General features: G+C 54.6%; 18 protein-coding genes, 4 tRNA genes and 2 rRNA genes (1 of these 24 only partly in view). All 24 read left to right on the top strand.

The genetic code is table 11. From position 1 onward, the window contains the following. Positions 1-1,821: ribosomal RNA gene (locus AC1Z1G_RS24280) — 23S ribosomal RNA — on the top strand; it begins 1,071 nt to the left of the window's first position. 157 nt (positions 1,822-1,978) lie between these two features. Further along, positions 1,979-2,094: ribosomal RNA gene (rrf, locus tag AC1Z1G_RS24275) — 5S ribosomal RNA — on the top strand. Positions 2,095-2,230: 136 nt separating this feature from the next. Continuing rightward, positions 2,231-3,190 carry a bifunctional biotin--[acetyl-CoA-carboxylase] ligase/biotin operon repressor BirA gene (gene birA / locus AC1Z1G_RS24270; RefSeq protein ID WP_483622835.1) on the top strand — a complete coding sequence of 320 codons (960 nt, stop codon included), beginning with the start codon at positions 2,231-2,233 and terminating at the stop codon, positions 3,188-3,190. After that, positions 3,180-3,929 (top strand): pantothenate kinase, encoded by a 750-nt coding sequence (locus AC1Z1G_RS24265; RefSeq protein ID WP_483622834.1) that lies wholly within the window; start codon positions 3,180-3,182, stop codon positions 3,927-3,929. Before birA ends, AC1Z1G_RS24265 begins: the two co-directional genes overlap by 11 nt. A gap of 7 nt (positions 3,930-3,936) precedes the next feature. Beyond that, positions 3,937-4,383, top strand: coding sequence for a hypothetical protein (locus AC1Z1G_RS24260; RefSeq protein ID WP_483622832.1), 447 nt, complete (start codon positions 3,937-3,939; stop codon positions 4,381-4,383). A gap of 143 nt (positions 4,384-4,526) precedes the next feature. After that, positions 4,527-4,611: transfer RNA gene (locus AC1Z1G_RS24255), tRNA-Tyr, on the top strand. A gap of 25 nt (positions 4,612-4,636) precedes the next feature. Further along, positions 4,637-4,710 (top strand) — tRNA-Gly (locus AC1Z1G_RS24250). A 26-nt stretch (positions 4,711-4,736) separates the two neighbouring features. After that, positions 4,737-4,812 (top strand) — tRNA-Thr (locus AC1Z1G_RS24245). A gap of 82 nt (positions 4,813-4,894) precedes the next feature. Continuing rightward, entirely contained in the window at positions 4,895-6,088 is a 1,194-nt protein-coding gene (gene tuf / locus AC1Z1G_RS24240) for an elongation factor Tu (RefSeq protein ID WP_007896619.1), read from the top strand. A 53-nt stretch (positions 6,089-6,141) separates the two neighbouring features. Next, positions 6,142-6,217: transfer RNA gene (locus AC1Z1G_RS24235), tRNA-Trp, on the top strand. Between the two features lie 45 nt (positions 6,218-6,262). Next, positions 6,263-6,631 carry a preprotein translocase subunit SecE gene (secE, locus tag AC1Z1G_RS24230; protein ID WP_009045851.1) on the top strand — a complete coding sequence of 123 codons (369 nt, stop codon included), beginning with the start codon at positions 6,263-6,265 and terminating at the stop codon, positions 6,629-6,631. 9 nt (positions 6,632-6,640) lie between these two features. Continuing rightward, positions 6,641-7,174 (top strand): transcription termination/antitermination protein NusG, encoded by a 534-nt coding sequence (gene nusG, locus AC1Z1G_RS24225; RefSeq protein WP_003186097.1) that lies wholly within the window; start codon positions 6,641-6,643, stop codon positions 7,172-7,174. Between the two features lie 117 nt (positions 7,175-7,291). Beyond that, positions 7,292-7,723 (top strand): 50S ribosomal protein L11, encoded by a 432-nt coding sequence (rplK, locus tag AC1Z1G_RS24220; RefSeq protein WP_095147410.1) that lies wholly within the window; start codon positions 7,292-7,294, stop codon positions 7,721-7,723. Next, positions 7,723-8,418 (top strand): 50S ribosomal protein L1, encoded by a 696-nt coding sequence (gene rplA, locus AC1Z1G_RS24215; RefSeq protein ID WP_092306067.1) that lies wholly within the window; start codon positions 7,723-7,725, stop codon positions 8,416-8,418. Before rplK ends, rplA begins: the two co-directional genes overlap by 1 nt. Positions 8,419-8,616: 198 nt before the next feature. Further along, complete coding sequence (gene rplJ, locus AC1Z1G_RS24210; RefSeq protein ID WP_259496991.1) at positions 8,617-9,117, top strand: 50S ribosomal protein L10; 501 nt, start codon at positions 8,617-8,619, stop codon at positions 9,115-9,117. 80 nt (positions 9,118-9,197) lie between these two features. After that, positions 9,198-9,563, top strand: a complete 366-nt coding sequence (gene rplL / locus AC1Z1G_RS24205; protein WP_008073881.1) for a 50S ribosomal protein L7/L12 — start codon at positions 9,198-9,200, stop codon at positions 9,561-9,563. 220 nt (positions 9,564-9,783) lie between these two features. Next, on the top strand, positions 9,784-13,857 hold the full coding sequence (rpoB, locus tag AC1Z1G_RS24200) for a DNA-directed RNA polymerase subunit beta (RefSeq protein WP_483622829.1): 4,074 nt from the start codon (positions 9,784-9,786) through the stop codon (positions 13,855-13,857). Between the two features lie 63 nt (positions 13,858-13,920). Further along, entirely contained in the window at positions 13,921-18,120 is a 4,200-nt protein-coding gene (rpoC, locus tag AC1Z1G_RS24195; RefSeq protein WP_483622828.1) for a DNA-directed RNA polymerase subunit beta', read from the top strand. Positions 18,121-18,336: 216 nt separating this feature from the next. Further along, entirely contained in the window at positions 18,337-18,708 is a 372-nt protein-coding gene (rpsL, locus tag AC1Z1G_RS24190; RefSeq protein WP_002555494.1) for a 30S ribosomal protein S12, read from the top strand. Between the two features lie 119 nt (positions 18,709-18,827). Then, positions 18,828-19,298 carry a 30S ribosomal protein S7 gene (rpsG, locus tag AC1Z1G_RS24185; protein ID WP_002555493.1) on the top strand — a complete coding sequence of 157 codons (471 nt, stop codon included), beginning with the start codon at positions 18,828-18,830 and terminating at the stop codon, positions 19,296-19,298. Positions 19,299-19,328: 30 nt separating this feature from the next. Further along, on the top strand, positions 19,329-21,434 hold the full coding sequence (gene fusA, locus AC1Z1G_RS24180) for an elongation factor G (RefSeq protein WP_347902283.1): 2,106 nt from the start codon (positions 19,329-19,331) through the stop codon (positions 21,432-21,434). Positions 21,435-21,464: 30 nt separating this feature from the next. Then, on the top strand, positions 21,465-22,658 hold the full coding sequence (gene tuf / locus AC1Z1G_RS24175; protein ID WP_008145495.1) for an elongation factor Tu: 1,194 nt from the start codon (positions 21,465-21,467) through the stop codon (positions 22,656-22,658). A gap of 151 nt (positions 22,659-22,809) precedes the next feature. Beyond that, positions 22,810-23,121 (top strand): 30S ribosomal protein S10, encoded by a 312-nt coding sequence (gene rpsJ / locus AC1Z1G_RS24170; RefSeq protein ID WP_003186070.1) that lies wholly within the window; start codon positions 22,810-22,812, stop codon positions 23,119-23,121. Positions 23,122-23,201: 80 nt separating this feature from the next. After that, positions 23,202-23,837 (top strand): 50S ribosomal protein L3, encoded by a 636-nt coding sequence (gene rplC / locus AC1Z1G_RS24165; RefSeq protein WP_003186059.1) that lies wholly within the window; start codon positions 23,202-23,204, stop codon positions 23,835-23,837. The last annotated feature ends 8 nt before the right edge of the window (positions 23,838-23,845 follow it).

Raw genomic sequence — 23,845 nt, 5'->3', positions numbered from 1 at the left:
TTTAAAGAAAGCGTAATAGCTCACTAGTCGAGTCGGCCTGCGCGGAAGATGTAACGGGGCTCAAACCATACACCGAAGCTACGGGTATCACTTAGGTGATGCGGTAGAGGAGCGTTCTGTAAGCCTGTGAAGGTGAGTTGAGAAGCTTGCTGGAGGTATCAGAAGTGCGAATGCTGACATGAGTAACGACAATGGGTGTGAAAAACACCCACGCCGAAAGACCAAGGTTTCCTGCGCAACGTTAATCGACGCAGGGTTAGTCGGTCCCTAAGGCGAGGCTGAAAAGCGTAGTCGATGGAAAACAGGTTAATATTCCTGTACTTCTGGTTATTGCGATGGAGGGACGGAGAAGGCTAGGCCAGCTTGGCGTTGGTTGTCCAAGTTTAAGGTGGTAGGCTGGAATCTTAGGTAAATCCGGGATTCTAAGGCCGAGAGCTGATGACGAGTGTTCTTTTAGAACACGAAGTGGTTGATGCCATGCTTCCAAGAAAAGCTTCTAAGCTTCAGGTAACCAGGAACCGTACCCCAAACCGACACAGGTGGTTGGGTAGAGAATACCAAGGCGCTTGAGAGAACTCGGGTGAAGGAACTAGGCAAAATGGCACCGTAACTTCGGGAGAAGGTGCGCCGGTGAGGGTGAAGGACTTGCTCCGTAAGCTCATGCCGGTCGAAGATACCAGGCCGCTGCGACTGTTTATTAAAAACACAGCACTCTGCAAACACGAAAGTGGACGTATAGGGTGTGACGCCTGCCCGGTGCCGGAAGGTTAATTGATGGGGTTAGCTAGCGCGAAGCTCTTGATCGAAGCCCCGGTAAACGGCGGCCGTAACTATAACGGTCCTAAGGTAGCGAAATTCCTTGTCGGGTAAGTTCCGACCTGCACGAATGGCGTAACGATGGCGGCGCTGTCTCCACCCGAGACTCAGTGAAATTGAAATCGCTGTGAAGATGCAGTGTATCCGCGGCTAGACGGAAAGACCCCGTGAACCTTTACTATAGCTTTGCACTGGACTTTGAATTTGCTTGTGTAGGATAGGTGGGAGGCTTTGAAGCGTGGACGCCAGTCTGCGTGGAGCCAACCTTGAAATACCACCCTGGCAACTTTGAGGTTCTAACTCAGGTCCGTTATCCGGATCGAGGACAGTGTATGGTGGGTAGTTTGACTGGGGCGGTCTCCTCCTAAAGAGTAACGGAGGAGTACGAAGGTGCGCTCAGACCGGTCGGAAATCGGTCGTAGAGTATAAAGGCAAAAGCGCGCTTGACTGCGAGACAGACACGTCGAGCAGGTACGAAAGTAGGTCTTAGTGATCCGGTGGTTCTGTATGGAAGGGCCATCGCTCAACGGATAAAAGGTACTCCGGGGATAACAGGCTGATACCGCCCAAGAGTTCATATCGACGGCGGTGTTTGGCACCTCGATGTCGGCTCATCACATCCTGGGGCTGAAGCCGGTCCCAAGGGTATGGCTGTTCGCCATTTAAAGTGGTACGCGAGCTGGGTTTAGAACGTCGTGAGACAGTTCGGTCCCTATCTGCCGTGGACGTTTGAGATTTGAGAGGGGCTGCTCCTAGTACGAGAGGACCGGAGTGGACGAACCTCTGGTGTTCCGGTTGTCACGCCAGTGGCATTGCCGGGTAGCTATGTTCGGAATAGATAACCGCTGAAAGCATCTAAGCGGGAAACTAGCCTCAAGATGAGATCTCACTGGAACCTTGAGTTCCCTGAAGGGCCGTCGAAGACTACGACGTTGATAGGTTGGGTGTGTAAGCGCTGTGAGGCGTTGAGCTAACCAATACTAATTGCCCGTGAGGCTTGACCATATAACACCCAAGCAATTTGTTGACCTGAAAAGGCACCAGATTGCGGTGTGTGAAGACGAAATGAACCGAAAGTTCGACTCTTGCAAAACACCGAAACCTACCACATACCCAATTTGCTGAAGCGAGGCCTGCTGGCCACGACTCAGTACCCGAATTTCTTGACGACCATAGAGCATTGGAACCACCTGATCCCATCCCGAACTCAGCAGTGAAACGATGCATCGCCGATGGTAGTGTGGGGTTTCCCCATGTGAGAGTAGGTCATCGTCAAGATTGAATTCCGAAACCCCTATCTGCGTATGCAGGTAGGGGTTTTGTTTTGCCTGCGAAAAAAGCTGTTCCGCTGGGTTTCTATGCAACAGCTCAAGGCATGGCTATCATGCGGGCCTCATTCTGAGGCGAGGCACGCATGCTGACGTTGTTAAAACTCCTGGGGGATGGCCGCTTCCATTCAGGCCAAGTGTTGGGCGCTGCCTTGGGCATCAGTCGTAGTGCTGTGTGGAAGCAACTCCAGCATCTTGAGGCGGAGTTGGGTCTTTCAATTCACAAGGTGCGTGGTCGTGGTTATCAGCTTGCCACGCCGGTTGCACTGCTCGACCCTGTCGAGATATCTCGGTATTCGTCTGCCTGTGCCTGGCCTGTATTCGTCTTTGACTCTATTGACTCCACTAATGCCGAGGCCTTGCGCTTTATTGAGAGAGGTGTGGCTGCGCCGTTTGTTGTGCTTGCTGAGCGACAAGTTTCTGGTCGTGGGCGGCGTGGTCGCAAATGGGTGAGTCCGATCGCAGAGAACATTTACTACAGTCTTGTTCTGCGTATGGATGGCGGGATGCGCCAGCTGGAGGGGCTTAGCCTTGTTGTCGGTCTTGCGGTTATGCAAACACTGCGCGAGCTGGGTGTTACGAGGGCGGGCTTGAAGTGGCCCAACGATGTCCTGGTGGGTCGGAAAAAAATCGCCGGCATATTATTAGAGCTGGTTGGTGATCCGGCTGACGTATGTCATGTGGTTTTGGGGATCGGGATCAATGTGAATATGCAGGTTGCTGATGAAGTTGATCAGCAATGGTCCTCTATGCGGCTTGAGGCTGGGCGGGCATTTGATCGTAATCATGTTGTAGCGCTTCTGAGTGATGTGCTTCGGAAGCATTTGAGTCGCCACCGGTCTGAAGGATTTGTAGCGCTTCAGGGGGAGTGGGAAAAAGGGCATCTGTGGCAGGGGCGCTCGGTTTCATTGGTTGCCGGCGTTAACCAGGTTGATGGTGTGGTCATGGGGATCAATGGGCAAGGTGCTTTGCGTTTGAGTGTTGGTGGTGTGGAAAAGGTCTTTAGTGGCGGAGAGCTAAGTCTGAGGTTGCGCGATGATTCTTGAGCTCGACTGCGGAAATAGCTTCATTAAGTGGCGAGTGCTGCATGCGGATGCTGCGAGTTTGTTTGAGGAGGGGGTGGTTGACTCCGATCTAGCCCTCCTGGAAAGCCTGGGCAGCTGTGATGGCCTTGCTCTTAGACATTGTCGTCTTGTCAGTGTGCGGACGAGTGAGGAGACCTGTGCGCTTGTTTCCTTGTTGGAAGATGCCTTTGCGGTCACTGTTTCCTGTGCCGTGCCCGCTCGTGAGATGTCTGGCGTTCGCAATGGTTATGATGATTACGAGCGGCTAGGGCTTGATCGTTGGCTTGCGATGCTTGGTGGCTTTCATCTCGCTGGGGGGGCGTGCCTGGTGCTCGACTTTGGCACGGCGCTAACTGCAGATTTTATTGCGGCAGATGGCGAGCACCTGGGCGGATTTATTTGCCCGGGGATGCCTTTGATGCGAAATCAGTTGCGCACGCATACCCGGCGAATCCGCTATGACGATCTTTCGGCCGCAAGGGCGCTGGAGAATCTCGAGCCGGGTCGAACAACGGTAGAGGCTGTGGAGCGTGGGTGCGTGCACATGTTGAGGGGCTTTGTTCTTGCTCAGATGGAGCTTGCCCGCAGTTACTGGGGGGGAGAGTTTGCAGTATTCCTCACTGGTGGTGATGCGGTTCTGGTTGCAGGCGTGGTGCCGGAGGCGCGAGTGGTTCCGGATCTTGTGTTTGTAGGATTGGCCATGGCTTGCCCATTGTCCTGAGGTTTCTATGCGTTGGTTGTTTTTGCTGTTGCTGGTTCTCAATGGTTTCTATTATGTCTGGCATCAGCAGGAGGCTCCCCTTCGTGCGAAGGATGTCACGCCGTTGAGTTTGTACCGAGGTTCGCAGCAGGACATACGCTTGCTGAGCGAGACTGGGGATGCTGCTATGGCAAGAGACAAGGGTAAGTTTGCGCCGGTTGAAAGCCATTGCATCTATATGGGAGGATTCGCTCGTCAAGAGGCGCTCCAGCGGCTTGAGCAGAGGATGAGCAGCCTCAATATCAAGGTTCAGCGACTGTCGATGGCTCCCCCTGGTTCTTCAGGTTACTGGTTGCGAATCGCGCCAGAAAGTCAGCATCTGGTGGAGGAATCCTTCATTCAGGAGCTTGTTAATGAATTCAATGAGTTAAAACACAAAATAATGCCGTGCGAGGGGGTTGCAACTGTCGAATAGGTTGCATAGAATGGCGCCCGCTTCGCAGTGAACGTCTCTTGAGACGGAAAGTACGAAGCGGTGTCAATGCAGCTAAGCTCAGGTTTTTAATGAGAAAAATGCTTGACAGAAGGTCGGCGTGATGTAAAATGCCGGCTCGCTTAGGAGGGGTTCCCGAGCGGCCAAAGGGATCAGACTGTAAATCTGACGTCTACGACTTCGAAGGTTCGAATCCTTCCCCCTCCACCATATTTAAGCGTGAGCTGCAAGCTCTGCGGGTATAGTTTAGTGGTAGAACCTCAGCCTTCCAAGCTGATGATGCGGGTTCGATTCCCGCTACCCGCTCCAAGTTTGCAGGTCGTGCAAAGTGTTTCGCTCTTGTAGCTCAGTTGGTAGAGCACACCCTTGGTAAGGGTGAGGTCAGCGGTTCAAATCCGCTCAAGAGCTCCATATAACAAGGCAGATATGAAAATATCTGCCTTTGTTTTAATGGCTTGTGTGACTCGCTAATTCTTCTGCTGGGGTGATTTCGATGGCTAAGGAAAAGTTCGAACGTAATAAGCCGCACGTCAACGTAGGTACTATCGGTCATGTTGACCACGGTAAAACTACTTTGACAGCTGCTCTGACTCGCGTCTGCTCCGAGGTTTTCGGTTCGGCAAAGGTTGACTTCGATAAGATCGATAGCGCCCCAGAAGAAAAAGCTCGTGGCATCACCATTAACACTGCTCACGTTGAGTACGATTCGGCTGTGCGTCACTATGCGCACGTTGACTGCCCAGGTCACGCCGATTACGTAAAAAACATGATTACCGGTGCTGCTCAGATGGATGGCGCTATTCTGGTTTGCTCGGCCGCTGATGGTCCGATGCCGCAAACTCGTGAGCACATCCTGTTGTCCCGTCAGGTTGGCGTTCCGTACATCGTTGTCTTCCTGAACAAGGCTGACATGGTTGACGATGCTGAGCTGCTGGAGCTGGTTGAGATGGAGGTGCGCGATCTGCTGAGCACTTACGACTTCCCGGGTGACGACACTCCGATCATCATTGGTTCGGCTCTGATGGCTCTGAACGGCCAAGATGACAACGAGATGGGCACTACTGCCGTCAAGAAGTTGGTTGAGACGCTGGATAGCTACATTCCGCAGCCTGAGCGTGCTATCGATAAGCCGTTCCTGATGCCAATTGAAGACGTATTCTCGATTTCTGGTCGTGGTACGGTTGTGACTGGTCGTGTTGAGCGTGGTATTGTCCGCATCCAGGAAGAAGTTGAGATTGTTGGTCTTCGTGACACTGTCAAAACTACTTGTACTGGTGTTGAGATGTTCCGCAAGCTGCTCGATGAGGGTCGTGCTGGTGAGAACTGTGGCGTATTGCTGCGTGGCACCAAGCGTGATGATGTTGAGCGTGGTCAGGTCCTGGTTAAGCCGGGTACCGTTAAGCCGCACACCAAGTTCACAGCAGAGGTTTACGTTCTGAGCAAGGAAGAAGGCGGGCGTCACACTCCGTTCTTCAAAGGTTACCGTCCACAGTTCTACTTCCGTACGACTGATGTGACTGGTAACTGCGAATTGCCAGAAGGTGTTGAGATGGTAATGCCAGGTGATAACGTCCAGATGACGGTCACTCTGATCAAAACCATCGCAATGGAAGATGGCTTGCGTTTCGCTATCCGTGAAGGCGGTCGTACCGTCGGTGCTGGTGTCGTAGCCAAGGTTATCGAGTAAATTGTTGTAATGTCTTTTTCGGGCCGGCATAATGGTCGGCCTGATTTTGTTTTAGGTCAGTAGCTCAATTGGCAGAGCGACGGTCTCCAAAACCGTAGGTTGGGGGTTCGATTCCCTCCTGACCTGCCAGATTCACTTCGTGTGTCTGGCTTTCTTTTCACAGGATCTTCATAGATGACTCCTAAGGCTGAAGCTCAAGGCTCTCGCTTCGATCTGCTCAAGTGGCTTGTAGTAGTCGCTTTGGTGGTTGTTGGCGTTGTTGGCAATCAGTATTATTCTGCTTCGCCGATCCTGTACCGTGTACTTGCTTTGCTTGCTATTGCTGCTGTAGCTGCCTTTGTAGGCCTGCAGACTGCCAAGGGCAAGTCTTTCTTTGTACTGGTCAAGGAAGCTCGCACCGAAATTCGTAAAGTCGTGTGGCCAACTCGCCAAGAAACCACGCAGACCACCCTGATTGTGGTGGCTGTTGTTCTGGTTATGGCGTTGCTGTTGTGGGGGCTTGATTCCCTGCTTGGTTGGCTTGTTTCCTTGATTGTTGGCTAAGGGTGTCCCGTGGCTAAGCGTTGGTATGTTGTGCATGCTTACTCGGGTTACGAGAAGCATGTTATGCGCTCGCTGGTAGAGCGCGTAAAGCTGGCTGGCATGGAAGATGGCTTCGGCGAAATTCTGGTTCCCACTGAAGAAGTGGTTGAAATGCGTAATGGCCAGAAACGCAAAAGTGAACGTAAGTTCTTCCCTGGCTATGTGTTGGTCCAGATGGATATGAACGAGGGTACTTGGCACTTGGTCAAGGATACTCCTCGTGTGATGGGTTTTATCGGCGGTACTGCTGATAAGCCTGCACCAATCACCGATAAAGAGGCAGAAGCAATTCTGCGTCGCGTTGCTGATGGTAGCGACAAGCCGAAGCCGAAGACGTTGTTCGAGCCGGGTGAAGTGGTTCGTGTTACCGATGGTCCATTTGCTGATTTTAATGGCACTGTCGAAGAAGTTAACTACGAAAAGAGCCGGATCCAAGTGGCGGTGCTCATTTTCGGTCGCTCTACTCCGGTAGAGCTAGAGTTCAGCCAGGTCGAAAAGGTCTAACTGAACAAGCATCCCAACCCCGCAGCCCTAGGCTGTGGGGTTTTGTCGTCACTGGGATAAACGCGCAAGTAACCGGGGAGCCTCTCGAGGCGTTTGAACCCGTAATTGGAGTGCCTCATGGCCAAGAAGATTACCGCTTACATCAAGCTGCAAGTGAAGGCCGCTCAGGCTAACCCAAGCCCACCTGTTGGTCCTGCTCTGGGTCAGCACGGCGTGAACATCATGGAATTCTGCAAGGCTTTCAACGCCCGTACTCAGGGTCTTGAAGCAGGTCTGCCGACTCCAGTGATCATCACTGTCTACAGCGACCGTAGCTTCACGTTCGAAACCAAGTCGACCCCAGCTTCGGTTCTGCTGAAGAAGGCTGCTGGTTTGACTAGCGGTTCCGCTCGTCCAAACACCGTTAAGGTTGGCACTGTAACTCGTGCTCAGCTGGAAGAAATCGCGAAAACCAAAAACGCGGATCTGACTGCAGCTGATATGGAAGCAGCCGTGCGTACTATCGCCGGTTCTGCTCGTAGCATGGGCCTTAACGTGGAGGGTGTGTAATGGCTAAGCTGACCAAGCGCCAAAAGGCTATCGCCGGCAAAATCGAAGCAGGCAAGGCCTACAGCTTCGTTGACGCAGCTGCTCTCCTGACCGAGCTGTCGACCGTCAAGTTCAGCGAGTCGGTAGACGTCGCTGTAAACCTGGGTGTTGACCCGCGTAAATCTGACCAGGTTGTTCGTAGCGCTACTGTGCTGCCACACGGCACTGGCAAGACTGTTCGCGTTGCTGTGTTCACCCAAGGCCCAGCAGCTGAAGCTGCTCTGGCCGCCGGCGCTGATCGCGTAGGCATGGACGACCTGGCTGCCGAAATGAAAGGCGGCGACCTGAACTATGACGTAGTTATCGCATCCCCGGATGCAATGCGCGTTGTAGGTCAGTTGGGTCAGATCCTCGGTCCACGTGGTCTGATGCCTAACCCTAAAGTCGGCACCGTAACTCCAGACGTAGCTAACGCGGTTAAAAACGCCAAGGCTGGTCAGGTTCGTTATCGCACCGACAAAAACGGCATCATCCACACTTCCGTTGGCAAGGTCGGTTTCGACGCTGTCAAGCTGAAGGAAAACGTTGAAGCCCTGATCGCTGATCTGAAGCGTATCAAGCCGGCTTCTTCGAAAGGTATCTACGTCAAGCGCGTTACCCTGAGCACCACTATGGGCCCAGGTCTGGTCATCGACCAAGGCTCGCTGGACGTATAAGTAATACATTGGCGCGAGCGATCGCGCCAATTGAAAAATTGGGGTCCCTGCCTGGCGGGGGCTATCCAAGACCGTAGGCGACGCAAGTCTTAAACCTCAAGCCTACGCAGATGGTGCTCCCGGTTCCTTACCGAATCAGACACCAAAACGACATCTGGCTTCGGCTGGATGAAACGGTAACAAGCAGGAGTTAAACCCGTGGCAATTAAACTCGAAGACAAGAAGGCCATCGTCGCTGAAGTCAACGAGGCTGCCCAAGTTGCCCTGTCTGCTGTTGTGGCTGATGCCCGCGGCGTGACAGTTGGCGCTATGACCGGACTCCGTAAAGAGGCTCGTGAAGCTGGCGTTTACGTACGCGTTGTACGTAACACCCTGCTCAAGCGCGCCGTTGCTGGCACTCAATATGACGTGCTCAACGACGTGTTCACCGGCCCGACCCTGATTGCATTCTCCAAAGAACATCCGGGCGCTGCTGCCCGTATCTTCAAAGAGTTCGCAAAGGGTCAGGATAAGTTCGAGATCAAGGCAGCTGCGTTCGAGGGCAAGTTCCTCGCAGCTAATCAGATCGACGTACTGGCAAGCCTGCCGACCCGTGACGAAGCAATCTCCCAGCTGATGAGCGTGATTCAAGGCGCTACCAGCAAATTGGCTCGTACTCTGGCGGCACTTCGCGACCAGAAAGAAGCTGCTGCAGCCTAAGGCTGAGCGACTCCTTTCAGCGTTTATTGTTTATTTCGATGGCCGCGTAGGCTGTCACCCCAATACAGGAATTTATAGTCATGTCTCTGACTAACGACCAAATCATCGAAGCAATCGGCGAAAAATCCGTTCTGGAAATCGTTGAGCTGATCAAGGCCATGGAAGAGAAGTTCGGCGTTTCCGCTGCCGCTGCTTCCGCAGGTCCTGCAGCTGTTGCTGCTGTTGTTGAAGAGCAAACTGAATTCAACGTCATGCTGACCGAAGCTGGCGAGAAGAAAGTTAACGTGATCAAGGCAGTACGTGAACTGACCGGTCTGGGCCTGAAAGAAGCCAAGGCTGTAGTTGACGGCGCTCCTGCCATGGTTCTGGAAGCTGTTTCGAAAGACGCAGCTGACAAAGCCAAAGCAACTCTGGAAGAAGCAGGCGCTAAAGTCGAGCTGAAGTAAGCATCGACTTTGCGTCTCCAGCCCGAGCGTTAAGCGAAAGGCTGATGGCTGGTGGCTCTTGCCACCGGCCTTTTTCCGTTATTGGCAGCCGACTGGGTCGGTGCTGATTGCGAGCTGTAACCACCCGATGCGGTGGCGCAAACCATGGGGTTTGCACGATTTTCTGGCTGCTCCCGTCGGGAGGGGCCAAACAAGCAGGTGACCAAGCTGGGGAACGCTGATGGCTTACTCATATACTGAGAAAAAACGTATCCGCAAGGACTTTAGCAAGTTGCCGGACGTCATGGATGTGCCGTACCTCCTGGCCATCCAGCTGGATTCGTATCGTGAATTCTTGCAAGCGGGAGCGACTAAAGATCAGTTCCGCGACGTGGGCCTGCATGCGGCCTTCAAATCCGTTTTCCCGATCATCAGCTACTCCGGCAATGCTGCGCTGGAGTACGTCGGTTATCGCCTGGGCGAACCGGCATTTGATGTCAAAGAATGCGTATTGCGCGGTGTAACTTACGCCGTACCTTTGCGGGTAAAAGTGCGCCTGATCATTTTCGACAAAGAATCGTCGAACAAAGCGATCAAGGACATCAAAGAGCAAGAAGTCTACATGGGTGAAATCCCCCTGATGACTGAGAACGGTACCTTTGTAATCAACGGTACCGAGCGTGTAATCGTTTCCCAGCTGCACCGTTCCCCGGGCGTGTTCTTCGACCACGACCGTGGCAAGACGCACAGCTCCGGTAAACTGCTGTACTCCGCGCGCATCATTCCTTACCGCGGTTCGTGGCTGGACTTCGAGTTCGACCCGAAAGACTGCGTATTCGTGCGTATCGACCGTCGTCGCAAGCTGCCTGCATCGGTACTGCTGCGCGCGCTGGGCTATACCACTGAAGAAGTGCTGGACGCGTTCTACACCACCAACGTTTTCCACCTGAGCGGCGAAACCCTCAGTCTGGAACTGATTGCTTCGCGTCTGCGTGGTGAAATCGCTGTTCTTGATATTCAGGACGAGAAGGGCAAGGTCATCGTTGAAGCTGGTCGCCGTATTACTGCGCGCCACATCAACCAGATCGAAAAAGCCGGTCTCAAGACCCTGGAAGTGCCTCTGGACTACGTCCTGGGCCGCACTACCGCCAAGGCCATCGTGCATCCGGCAACCGGCGAAATCCTGGCAGAGTGCAACACCGAGCTGAACACTGAGATCCTGGCAAAAGTCGCCAAGGCCCAGGTTGTTCGCATCGAAACTCTGTACACCAACGATATCGACTGCGGTCCGTTCGTCTCCGATACTCTTAAGATCGACTCCACCAGCAACCAATTGGAAGCGCTGGTCGAGATCTATCGCATGATGCGTCCAGGCGAGCCGCCAACCAAAGACGCTGCCGAGACTCTGTTCAACAACCTGTTCTTCAGCCCTGAGCGCTATGACCTGTCTGCGGTCGGCCGGATGAAGTTCAACCGTCGTATCGGTCGTACCGAGATCGAAGGTTCGGGCGTGTTGTGCAAAGAAGACATCGTCGCGGTACTGAAGACCCTGGTCGACATCCGTAACGGCAAAGGCATCGTCGATGACATCGACCACCTGGGTAACCGTCGCGTTCGCTGTGTAGGCGAAATGGCCGAGAACCAGTTCCGCGTTGGCCTGGTACGTGTTGAGCGTGCGGTCAAAGAGCGTCTGTCGATGGCTGAAAGCGAAGGCCTGATGCCGCAAGACCTGATCAACGCCAAGCCAGTGGCTGCGGCGGTGAAAGAGTTCTTCGGTTCCAGCCAGCTGTCCCAGTTCATGGACCAGAACAACCCGCTGTCCGAGATCACCCACAAGCGTCGTGTTTCTGCACTCGGCCCTGGCGGTTTGACTCGTGAGCGTGCTGGCTTTGAAGTGCGTGACGTACACCCGACTCACTACGGTCGTGTATGCCCGATTGAAACGCCGGAAGGTCCGAACATCGGTCTGATCAACTCCCTGGCCGCCTATGCGCGCACCAACCAGTACGGCTTCCTTGAGAGCCCGTACCGTGTGGTGAAAGACGCTCTGGTCACCGACGAGATCGTTTTCCTGTCCGCCATCGAAGAAGCCGATCACGTGATCGCTCAGGCTTCGGCCACGATGAACGACAAGAAAGTCCTGATCGACGAGCTGGTAGCTGTTCGTCACTTGAACGAGTTCACCGTCAAGGCGCCGGAAGACGTCACCTTGATGGACGTATCGCCGAAGCAGGTTGTTTCGGTTGCTGCGTCGCTGATCCCGTTCCTCGAGCACGATGACGCCAACCGTGCGTTGATGGGTTCGAACATGCAGCGTCAAGCTGTACCAACCCTGCGCGCTGACAAGCCGCTGGTCGGTACCGGCATGGAGCGTAACGTGGCTCGCGACTCCGGCGTTTGCGTCGTGGCTCGTCGTGGCGGCGTGATCGATTCCGTTGATGCCAGCCGTATCGTGGTTCGTGTTGCTGATGACGAAGTTGAAACCGGTGAAGCTGGTGTCGACATCTACAACCTGACCAAATACACCCGTTCCAACCAGAACACCTGCATCAACCAGCGTCCGCTGGTGAGCAAGGGTGATCGGGTTCAGCGTAGCGACATCATGGCCGACGGCCCGTCCACCGATATGGGTGAGCTGGCTCTGGGTCAGAATATGCGCATCGCCTTCATGGCATGGAACGGCTTCAACTTCGAAGACTCCATCTGCCTGTCGGAACGTGTTGTTCAGGAAGACCGTTTCACCACGATCCACATTCAGGAACTGACCTGTGTGGCGCGTGACACCAAGCTTGGGCCAGAGGAAATCACTGCAGACATCCCGAACGTGGGTGAGGCTGCACTGAACAAGCTGGACGAAGCCGGTATCGTTTACGTAGGTGCTGAAGTTGGCGCAGGCGACATTCTGGTCGGTAAGGTCACTCCGAAAGGCGAGACCCAACTGACTCCAGAAGAAAAGCTGTTGCGTGCGATCTTCGGTGAAAAAGCCAGCGACGTTAAAGACACTTCCCTGCGTGTACCTACCGGTACCAAAGGTACTGTTATCGACGTACAGGTCTTCACCCGCGACGGCGTTGAGCGTGATGCTCGTGCACTGTCGATCGAGAAGACTCAACTCGACGAGATCCGCAAGGACCTGAACGAAGAGTTCCGTATCGTTGAAGGCGCGACTTTCGAACGTCTGCGTTCCGCCCTGGTCGGTCACAAAGCCGAAGGCGGCGCCGGCCTGAAGAAAGGTCAGGAAATCACCGACGAAGTTCTCGACGGTCTTGAGCACGGCCAGTGGTTCAAACTGCGCATGGCTGAAGATGCTCTGAACGAGCAGCTCGAGAAGGCTCAGGCCTACATCGTTGATCGCCGCCGTCTGCTGGACGACAAGTTCGAAGACAAAAAGCGCAAACTGCAGCAGGGCGATGACCTGGCTCCAGGTGTGCTGAAAATCGTCAAGGTTTACCTGGCAATCCGTCGCCGCATCCAGCCGGGCGACAAGATGGCCGGTCGTCACGGTAACAAAGGTGTGGTCTCCGTGATCATGCCGGTTGAAGACATGCCGCACGATGCCAATGGCACCCCGGTCGACGTCGTCCTCAACCCGTTGGGCGTACCTTCGCGTATGAACGTTGGTCAGATCCTTGAAACCCACCTGGGCCTCGCGGCTAAAGGTCTGGGCGAGAAGATCAACCGTATGATCGAAGAGCAGCGCAAGGTTGCCGAGCTGCGTAAGTTCCTGCACGAGATCTACAACGAGATCGGCGGGCGTCAAGAGAGCCTTGACGACTTCTCGGACCAGGAAATCCTGGATCTGGCGAAGAACCTGCGTGGCGGCGTACCGATGGCTACTCCGGTGTTCGACGGTGCCAAGGAAAGCGAAATCAAGGCCATGCTGAAACTGGCAGACCTGCCAGAAAGCGGCCAGATGCAGCTGACTGACGGCCGTACCGGCAACAAGTTTGAGCGCCCGGTTACCGTTGGCTACATGTACATGCTGAAGCTGAACCACTTGGTAGACGACAAGATGCACGCTCGTTCTACCGGTTCGTACAGCCTGGTTACCCAGCAGCCGCTGGGTGGTAAGGCGCAGTTCGGTGGTCAGCGTTTCGGGGAGATGGAGGTCTGGGCACTGGAAGCATACGGTGCTGCATACACTCTGCAAGAAATGCTCACAGTGAAGTCGGACGATGTGAACGGCCGGACCAAGATGTACAAAAACATCGTGGACGGCGATCACCGTATGGAGCCGGGCATGCCCGAGTCCTTCAACGTGTTGATCAAGGAAATTCGTTCCCTCGGCATCGATATCGATCTGGAAACCGAATAACACGTGACGCGAATGAGAGCGGGGCAGGATTGCCCGCTCTCTGCTCCGCCAGGAGGAAAGGCCTTGAAAGACCTACTGAATTTGCTGAAAAACCAGGGTCAAGTCGAAGAGTTCGACGCCATCCGTATCGGATTGGCATCGCCTGAGATGATCCGTTCGTGGTCGTTCGGTGAAGTTAAAAAGCCGGAAACCATCAACTACCGTACGTTCAAACCTGAGCGTGACGGCCTGTTCTGCGCCAAGATCTTTGGCCCGGTAAAGGATTACGAGTGCCTGTGCGGTAAGTACAAGCGCTTGAAGCACCGTGGTGTGATCTGCGAGAAGTGCGGCGTTGAAGTCGCACTGGCAAAAGTTCGTCGTGAGCGCATGGCGCACATCGAACTGGCCTCGCCAGTTGCCCACATCTGGTTCCTGAAATCGCTGCCGTCGCGTATCGGCTTGCTGATGGACATGACCCTGCGTGATATCGAACGCGTTCTCTACTTCGAGAGCTATGTCGTTATCGATCCAGGCATGACCACCCTTGAAAAAGGTCAGCTGCTCAACGACGAGCAGTACTTCGAAGCGCTGGAAGAGTTCGGCGACGATTTCGATGCCCGCATGGGTGCCGAAGCTGTCCGTGAACTGCTGCACGCTATCGACCTGGAACACGAGATTGGCCGTCTGCGCGAAGAAATTCCGCAAACCAACTCCGAAACCAAGATCAAGAAGCTGTCCAAGCGTCTGAAGTTGATGGAAGCCTTCCAGGGTTCCGGCAACTTGCCAGAGTGGATGGTGCTGACCGTTCTGCCGGTTCTGCCGCCAGATCTGCGTCCACTGGTCCCATTGGACGGCGGTCGTTTCGCGACTTCCGACCTCAACGATCTGTATCGTCGAGTGATCAACCGTAACAACCGCTTGAAGCGCCTGCTTGATCTGTCCGCTCCGGACATCATCGTGCGCAACGAAAAGCGTATGTTGCAGGAAGCCGTCGACGCCCTGCTCGACAACGGTCGTCGTGGCCGCGCTATCACCGGTTCCAACAAGCGTCCTCTGAAATCCCTGGCTGACATGATCAAGGGTAAGCAAGGTCGTTTCCGTCAGAACTTGCTCGGTAAGCGTGTTGACTACTCGGGTCGTTCGGTAATTACCGTTGGTCCGACCCTGCGTCTGCATCAGTGCGGTCTGCCGAAGAAAATGGCTCTCGAGCTGTTCAAGCCGTTCATTTTCGGCAAGCTGGAAATGCGTGGTCTCGCGACCACCATCAAAGCTGCCAAGAAGATGGTCGAGCGCGAGCTGCCGGAAGTGTGGGACGTTCTCGCTGAAGTTATCCGCGAACACCCGGTTCTTCTCAACCGTGCACCGACCCTTCACCGTCTGGGTATCCAGGCATTTGAACCGGTTCTGATCGAAGGTAAGGCTATCCAGCTGCACCCGCTGGTCTGCGCCGCGTACAACGCCGACTTCGACGGCGACCAAATGGCCGTGCACGTACCGCTGACACTGGAAGCCCAGTTGGAAGCGCGTGCGTTGATGATGTCGACCAACAACATTCTGTCGCCAGCCAACGGTGAGCCAATCATCGTTCCGTCGCAGGACGTTGTATTGGGTCTGTACTACATGACGCGTGAAGCGATCAACGCCAAGGGCGAAGGTCGTGTGTTCGCGGATCTGCAGGAAGTTGACCGTGTGTTCCGTGCCGGCGAAGCCGCACTGCACGCCAAGGTTAAAGTCCGGATCAACGAAACCGTCAACGACCGTGATGGCGGCAGCGTAAGCAACACCCGTATCGTCGACACCACTGTCGGTCGTGCGCTGTTGTTCCAGGTTGTGCCAAAAGGTCTGTCGTACGACGTCGTCAACCTGCCAATGAAGAAAAAGGCGATCTCCAAGCTGATCAACCAGTGCTACCGCGTGGTTGGTCTGAAAGAGACCGTGATCTTTGCTGACCAGTTGATGTACACCGGTTTTGCCTATTCGACCATTTCCGGCGTTTCCATCGGTGTTAACGACTTCGTTATCCCGGATGAAAAAGCCCGCATCATCAGTGCTGCCACCGATGAAGTGAAAGAGATCGAAAGTCAGTACGCCTCCGGCCTGGTAACCCAGGGCGAGAAGTACAACAAAGTGATCGACCTTTGGTCCAAGGCGAACGACGAAGTTTCCAAGGCGATGATGGCCAACCTCTCGAAAGAGAAAGTCATCGACCGCCATGGCGTCGAAGTCGAGCAAGAGTCCTTCAACTCGATGTACATGATGGCCGACTCGGGCGCACGGGGTTCTGCTGCGCAGATCCGTCAGCTCGCCGGTATGCGTGGCCTGATGGCCAAGCCGGACGGTTCCATCATTGAAACGCCGATTACTGCGAACTTCCGTGAAGGTTTGAGCGTACTTCAGTACTTCATCTCCACTCACGGTGCTCGTAAAGGTCTGGCGGATACCGCGTTGAAAACGGCGAACTCCGGTTACCTGACTCGTCGTCTGGTAGACGTAGCGCAGGATCTGGTTGTAACCGAGATCGATTGCGGCACCGAACACGGTCTGCTGATGACTCCGCACATTGAAGGCGGTGACGTTGTAGAGCCGTTGGGTGAGCGCGTATTGGGTCGTGTTATTGCCCGTGACGTATTCAAGCCAGGTACCGAGGAAGTTATCGTTCCTGCCGGCACTCTGGTAGACGAGAAGTGGGTCGAGTTCATCGAGCTGAACAGCATCGACGAAGTGATCGTGCGTTCGCCGATCAGCTGCGAAACCCGCTACGGCATTTGCGCCAAGTGCTACGGCCGTGACCTGGCTCGTGGTCACCAGGTGAACATCGGTGAAGCTGTCGGCGTAATCGCTGCACAGTCGATCGGTGAGCCGGGTACCCAGCTGACAATGCGTACGTTCCACATCGGTGGTGCGGCAAGCCGGACCTCCGCAGCCGACAGCGTTCAGGTGAAGAATGGCGGTACCGTCCGTCTGCATAACCTGAAGCACGTTGAGCGAGTGGATGGTTGCCTGGTTGCTGTGTCCCGTTCCGGTGAGCTGGCAATCGCTGATGACTACGGTCGTGAGCGCGAGCGTTACAAGCTGCCGTACGGTGCTGTGATTTCGGTTAAAGAAGGTGACAAGGTCGACGCTGGCGCAATCGTGGCCAAGTGGGATCCGCACACTCACCCAATCGTTACCGAAATGAAAGGTACCGTGACCTACGTAGGCATGGAAGAAGGCATCACGATCAAGCGTCAGACTGACGAATTGACCGGTATGACCAACATTGAAGTACTCGACGCCAAAGACCGTCCAGCGGCCGGTAAAGATATCCGTCCTGCTGTGAAGATGGTTGATGACAACGGCAAGGATCTGTTGCTGCCAGGCACTGACGTAATCGCTCAGTACTTCCTGCCAGCCAACGCCCTGGTCGGTGTTGCGGATGGTGCGCGGATCGCGATCGGTGATGTTATCGCTCGTATCCCGCAAGAAACTTCGAAAACTCGCGACATCACCGGTGGTCTGCCGCGTGTTGCCGACTTGTTCGAAGCCCGTCGTCCGAAAGAAGCCTCGATTCTGGCTGAAGTCAGCGGCACCATCGCGTTCGGTAAAGAGACCAAAGGCAAGCGCCGTCTGGTTATCACCCCGAACGACGGTAGCGATCCGTACGAAGAGCTGATTCCGAAGTGGCGTCACCTGAACGTGTTCGAAGGCGAGCAGGTAAACCGCGGCGAAGTTATCTCCGACGGCCCGAGCGATCCACACGACATCCTGCGTTTGCTGGGTGTGAGTGCGCTGGCCAAGTACATTGTTAACGAGATCCAGGACGTTTACCGTCTGCAAGGCGTGAAGATCAACGATAAGCACATCGAGACCATCCTGCGTCAGATGCTGCGTAAAGTTGAAATCGCTGAATCCGGCGATTCCAGTTTCATCAAGGGCGACCAGATGGAATTGACTCACGTTCTGGTAGAGAACGAGCGTTTGGCTGGCGACGACAAGTTCGTTTCCAAGTTCACTCGCGTTCTGCTGGGTATCACCAAGGCGTCGTTGTCCACCGAATCGTTCATCTCGGCGGCCTCTTTCCAAGAGACCACTCGCGTACTGACCGAGGCGGCGGTAACCGGCAAGCGCGATTACCTGCGCGGCCTGAAAGAAAACGTAGTCGTGGGTCGTCTGATCCCGGCGGGTACCGGTCTGGCTTATCACAGCGAGCGTAAGCGCCGCCGTGATGCTGACAAACCGTTGCGCGTAAGCGCCAGTGAAGTGGAAGCTGCACTGACCGAAGCGCTGAACTCGAGCGGTAACTGAGTTCTGCGATAAATAAGTGTGGGGCCCTGGCGCTTCCGCTCATCGAATCGAGGCAATTTGTCGAGGTTCGATGAGTGGGGAGGTCGGGGCCTTGCCTTGACTGGGGGCAAGATCCTCTTTAGACTCTTGTACCCCTAAATTTGGCGGGAATTCGTTCCTGCCATTTTGCTTTTCTTGCAAGACAATAGCGTCGCAAGACAACAGTGGAGCTAGTAGATGGCAACTATCAACCAGCTGGTACGTCAGCCGCGTAAGCGTATCGTCGAGAAATCCGACGTACCTGCGCTGCAGAACTGCCCGCAACGTCGTGGCGTATGCACCCGTGTGTATACCACCACGCCGAAAAAACCTAACTCGGCACTGCGTAAAGTATGCCGTGTGCGTCTGACCAACGGTTTCGAGGTTTCCTCGTACATCGGCGGTGAAGGCCACAACCTGCAAGAGCACAGCGTGGTACTGATCCGCGGCGGTCGTGTAAAAGACTTGCCAGGTGTTCGTTACCACACCGTACGCGGTTCTTTGGATACTTCCGGCGTTAAAGGTCGTAACCAGGGTCGTTCGAAGTACGGTACCAAGAAGCCTAAGTAGTAGCGGCTTTTTGTAAAAACTGAATTATCTATTTTTCTGAGTCGATAAGAGTAAGGTCGGAGGCGTCCCGAAAGGGCACCGATTCCGAGCGAACCTGAAGACCGTTTGAGGGCTTATCCATGCCAAGAAGACGCGTAGCAGCCAAGCGCGAAGTGCTTGACGATCCAAAATACGGAAGCCAAATCCTGGCCAAGTTCATGAACCACGTGATGGAAAGCGGCAAGAAAGCCGTTGCCGAGCGTATCGTTTATGGCGCGCTGGAAAAGGTTAAAGAACGCAAGAACAGCGATCCCCTGGAAATCTTCGAGAAAGCTCTCGACGCCATCGCTCCGCTGGTCGAAGTGAAGTCGCGCCGTGTAGGCGGTGCTACTTACCAGGTTCCGGTCGAAGTTCGTCCGTCCCGTCGTAACGCCCTGGCAATGCGCTGGTTGGTAGACTTCGCCCGTAAGCGCGGTGAGAAGTCTATGGCTCTGCGTTTGGCCGGCGAACTGTTGGACGCTGCTGAAGGTAAAGGTGCTGCTGTTAAGAAGCGTGAAGACGTGCACCGTATGGCCGAAGCTAACAAAGCTTTCTCGCACTACCGCTTCTAATTTTAGCTTCACTAATTTTGCGAGGGCTTTATGGCTCGTACTACTCCGATTAGTCGCTACCGTAACATCGGTATCGTCGCTCACGTGGATGCTGGTAAAACCACCACCACCGAGCGCGTCCTTTTTTACACTGGCAAAAGTCACAAGATGGGCGAGGTGCATGACGGCGCCGCGACCACAGACTGGATGGTTCAGGAGCAGGAGCGTGGTATTACCATTACTTCTGCTGCCATTACCGCCTTCTGGCAGGGTTCCGAGAAGCAGCACAAAGATCAGTACCGTTTCAACGTCATTGACACCCCGGGCCACGTTGACTTCACCATTGAAGTTGAGCGTTCCCTGCGTGTTCTCGACGGCGCGGTCGTTGTGTTCTGTGGTACCTCGGGTGTTGAGCCTCAGTCGGAAACCGTATGGCGTCAAGCCAACAAGTACGGCGTTCCACGTCTTGTTTACGTAAACAAGATGGACCGTGCTGGTGCGAACTTCCTGCGCGTGATCGGTCAGATCAAGCAGCGTCTGGGTCACACTCCGGTGCCAATCCAGTTGGCTATCGGTTCCGAAGACAACTTCCAGGGTCAGATCGATCTGATGTCCATGGAAGCTGTTTACTGGAATGACGCTGACAAAGGCATGACTCCACGTCGCGAGCCTATCCCTGCCGAGCTGCAGGAACTGGCTAACGAGTGGCGCGGCAATATGGTTGAGGCTGCGGCCGAAGCCAGCGAAGAGCTGATGAACAAGTACCTCGAAGGTGAAGAACTCACCAACGCGGAAATCAAGGCCGCTCTGCGTCAGCGTACTATCGCTGGTGAGATCGTTCTGGCTGTTTGCGGTTCTTCCTTCAAGAACAAGGGTGTTCCCCTGGTTCTCGACGCCGTTATCGACTACCTGCCGGCTCCTACCGACATTCCTGCCATCAAGGGTACTGACCCGGATGACGAGGAAAAGCAGATGGAGCGTCATGCGAACGACGACGAGCCGTTCTCGGCTCTGGCGTTCAAGATCGCTACCGACCCATTCGTGGGTACCTTGACTTTCGTCCGCGTTTACTCGGGCGTGTTGGCCTCCGGCGACGGCGTGATCAACTCGGTCAAGGGCAAGAAAGAGCGCGTGGGTCGTATGGTGCAAATGCACGCAAACGCCCGTGAAGAAATCAAGGAAGTGCGCGCTGGTGACATCGCGGCCTTGATCGGCATGAAGGACGTCACCACTGGTGAGACTTTGTGCGACGCTGCCAAGCCAATCATCCTGGTTCGCATGGACTTCCCGGAGCCGGTTATTTCGGTTGCCGTTGAGCCTAAGACCAAGGATGACCAGGAAAAAATGGGTATCGCTCTGGGCAAACTTGCTCAGGAAGATCCATCTTTCCGCGTTAAAACTGATGAAGAGACTGGTCAAACGATCATCTCTGGCATGGGCGAGCTGCACCTGGACATCCTGGTTGATCGGATGCGCCGTGAGTTCAACGTCGAAGCCAACATCGGTAAGCCTCAGGTTTCCTATCGTGAGCGCATCACGAAGAACTGTGAAATCGAAGGCAAGTTCGTTCGTCAATCCGGCGGTCGTGGCCAGTTCGGCCATTGCTGGATTCGTTTTGCTCCTGCTGACGAAGGTCAGGAAGGTCTGCAATTCGTGAACGAGGTTGTGGGTGGTGTGGTTCCTAAGGAATACATCCCGGCGATCCAGAAGGGTATCGAAGAGCAGATGAAGAACGGCGTTGTTGCCGGCTATCCGCTGATCGGCCTGAAGGCTACCGTGTTCGATGGTTCTTACCACGACGTCGACTCCAACGAGATGGCGTTTAAGGTGGCTGCTTCCATGGCGACCAAGCAACTGGCCCAGAAGGGCGGTGGTGAGTTGCTTGAGCCGATCATGGCGGTAGAGGTTGTTACGCCTGAAGACTATATGGGTGACGTGATGGGCGACCTTAACCGTCGTCGCGGCATGATCCTGGGTATGGAAGATACGGTTTCCGGCAAAGTAATTCGTGCCGAGGTTCCGTTGGGTGAGATGTTCGGTTATGCGACCGACGTCCGCTCCATGTCCCAAGGTCGCGCAAGCTACTCTATGGAATTCAAAAAATACAATACAGCTCCGTCGCACATCGTCGAAACTGTTACCAAAAAACAAGGCTGATTCAGCCCTTTAGGCAAGGAGTTAATTGTCGTGGCTAAAGAAAAATTTGACCGTACCCTCCCGCACGTCAACGTTGGCACCATCGGTCACGTTGACCATGGTAAAACCACGCTGACCGCTGCTCTGACTCGCGTCTGCTCCGAAGTTTTCGGTTCGGCCGTTGTTGCTTTCGACAAGATCGACAGCGCTCCGGAAGAAAAGGCTCGTGGTATCACCATCAACACCGCGCACGTTGAATACAACTCGCTGATCCGTCACTACGCTCACGTTGACTGCCCAGGTCACGCTGACTACGTGAAGAACATGATCACCGGTGCTGCTCAGATGGACGGCGCTATCCTGGTTTGCTCGGCCGCTGATGGTCCGATGCCACAAACCCGTGAGCACATCCTGCTGTCCCGTCAGGTTGGCGTTCCGTACATCGTTGTCTTCCTGAACAAGGCTGACATGGTTGACGACGCTGAGCTGTTGGAACTGGTTGAGATGGAAGTGCGCGATCTGCTGAGCACTTACGACTTCCCAGGTGACGACACTCCGATCATCATCGGTTCGGCTCTGATGGCTCTGAACGGCCAAGACGACAACGAAATGGGCACCACTGCCGTTCGTAAACTGGTTGAGACTCTGGATAGCTACATTCCAGATCCAGTTCGTGTTATCGACAAGCCGTTCCTGATGCCAATCGAAGACGTATTCTCGATCTCGGGTCGCGGTACTGTTGTAACTGGTCGTATCGAGCGCGGTATCGTCAAGGTTCAGGATCCACTGGAAATCGTTGGTCTGCGTGACACTACTGTCACCACCTGCACCGGTGTTGAAATGTTCCGTAAGCTGCTCGACGAAGGTCGTGCTGGCGAGAACTGCGGCGTGCTGCTGCGCGGCACCAAGCGTGACGACGTTGAGCGTGGCCAGGTTCTGGTCAAGCCAGGTTCGGTTAAGCCGCACACTACCTTCGAAGCTGAAGTGTACGTGTTGAGCAAAGAAGAAGGCGGTCGTCACACTCCGTTCTTCAAAGGCTACCGTCCACAGTTCTACTTCCGGACCACTGACGTGACCGGTAACTGCGAACTGCCGGAAGGCGTTGAAATGGTAATGCCGGGCGACAACATCAAAATGGTTGTCACCCTGATCAAAACCATCGCAATGGAAGATGGTCTGCGTTTCGCTATTCGTGAAGGCGGTCGTACCGTCGGCGCTGGCGTCGTAGCCAAAATCATCGCCTAAGCGTTGATTGATTAAAAAGCCCCCGCTAGCGGTCTCCGCTGGCGGGGGTTTTTTATTGGGTTGACACTATGTTGGCCCCTCTATAGAATTGCGCCTCCTTTTAACGGGCGTATTGCGCTCGCTGGGAATAGCAGCCGGAGTCTGAAATCCAATGCAAAATCAGCAAATCCGTATCAGGTTGAAGGCTTTTGACCATCGCCTGATCGACCAATCCACCCAGGAAATCGTGGAAACCGCGAAACGTACTGGTGCTCAAGTGCGTGGTCCAATTCCACTGCCTACCCGTAAAGAGCGGTTCACCGTTCTGGTCTCCCCGCACGTCAACAAAGACGCGCGTGACCAGTACGAGATCCGTACTCATAAGCGCGTTCTGGACATTGTCCAGCCAACGGATAAAACCGTTGATGCACTTATGAAGCTTGATCTTGCGGCCGGTGTGGAAGTGCAGATCAGCCTCGGCTAAGACTCGGTCTTAGTCGTGTAACGCTCTGAAATGGGCGGCCATAGCGGGTGAAAGCCCCGTACACTCATGAGGTTTACAACATGACTATTGGTGTAGTCGGTCGTAAATGCGGTATGACCCGTATTTTCACCGAAGAAGGTGTCTCCATTCCGGTCACGGTCATTGAGATCGAGCCGAATCGCGTCACCCAGTTCAAAACTGAAGAAACCGATGGCTATCGTGCAGTGCAAGTCACTGTCGGCGAGCGTCGTGCTTCGCGTGTAACAGCTGCTCAAGCTGGCCACTTCGCTAAAGCGAACGTTGCCGCTGGTCGTACCGTAATGGAATTCCGCCTTGAAGAAGGCGAGTACCAGGCCGGCGATCTGATCAACGCTGAAATCTTCGCTGCTGGTCAACTGGTTGATGTAACCGGTCAGTCCAAGGGTAAAGGCTTCCAGGGTACGATCAAGCGTTGGAACTTCCGCGGGCAAGATAATACCCACGGTAACTCCGTGTCCCACCGCGTTCCAGGCTCTATCGGCCAGTGCCAGACTCCTGGTCGTGTATTTAAGGGCAAAAAAATGTCCGGTCATATGGGCGCTGAGCGCGTGACCGTGCAGTCCCTTGAAGTAGTGCGCGTGGACGCTGAACGCAATCTGTTGTTGGTCAAGGGCGCTGTTCCTGGCGCTACTGGCGGCAACTTGGTTGTACGTCCAGCAGCCAAGGCTCGCGGTTAAGGGGAAGC

The organism is Pseudomonas sp. JL27(2026), assembly GCF_056933555.1.
This window is presented reverse-complemented; position numbering and strand designations above follow the sequence as displayed.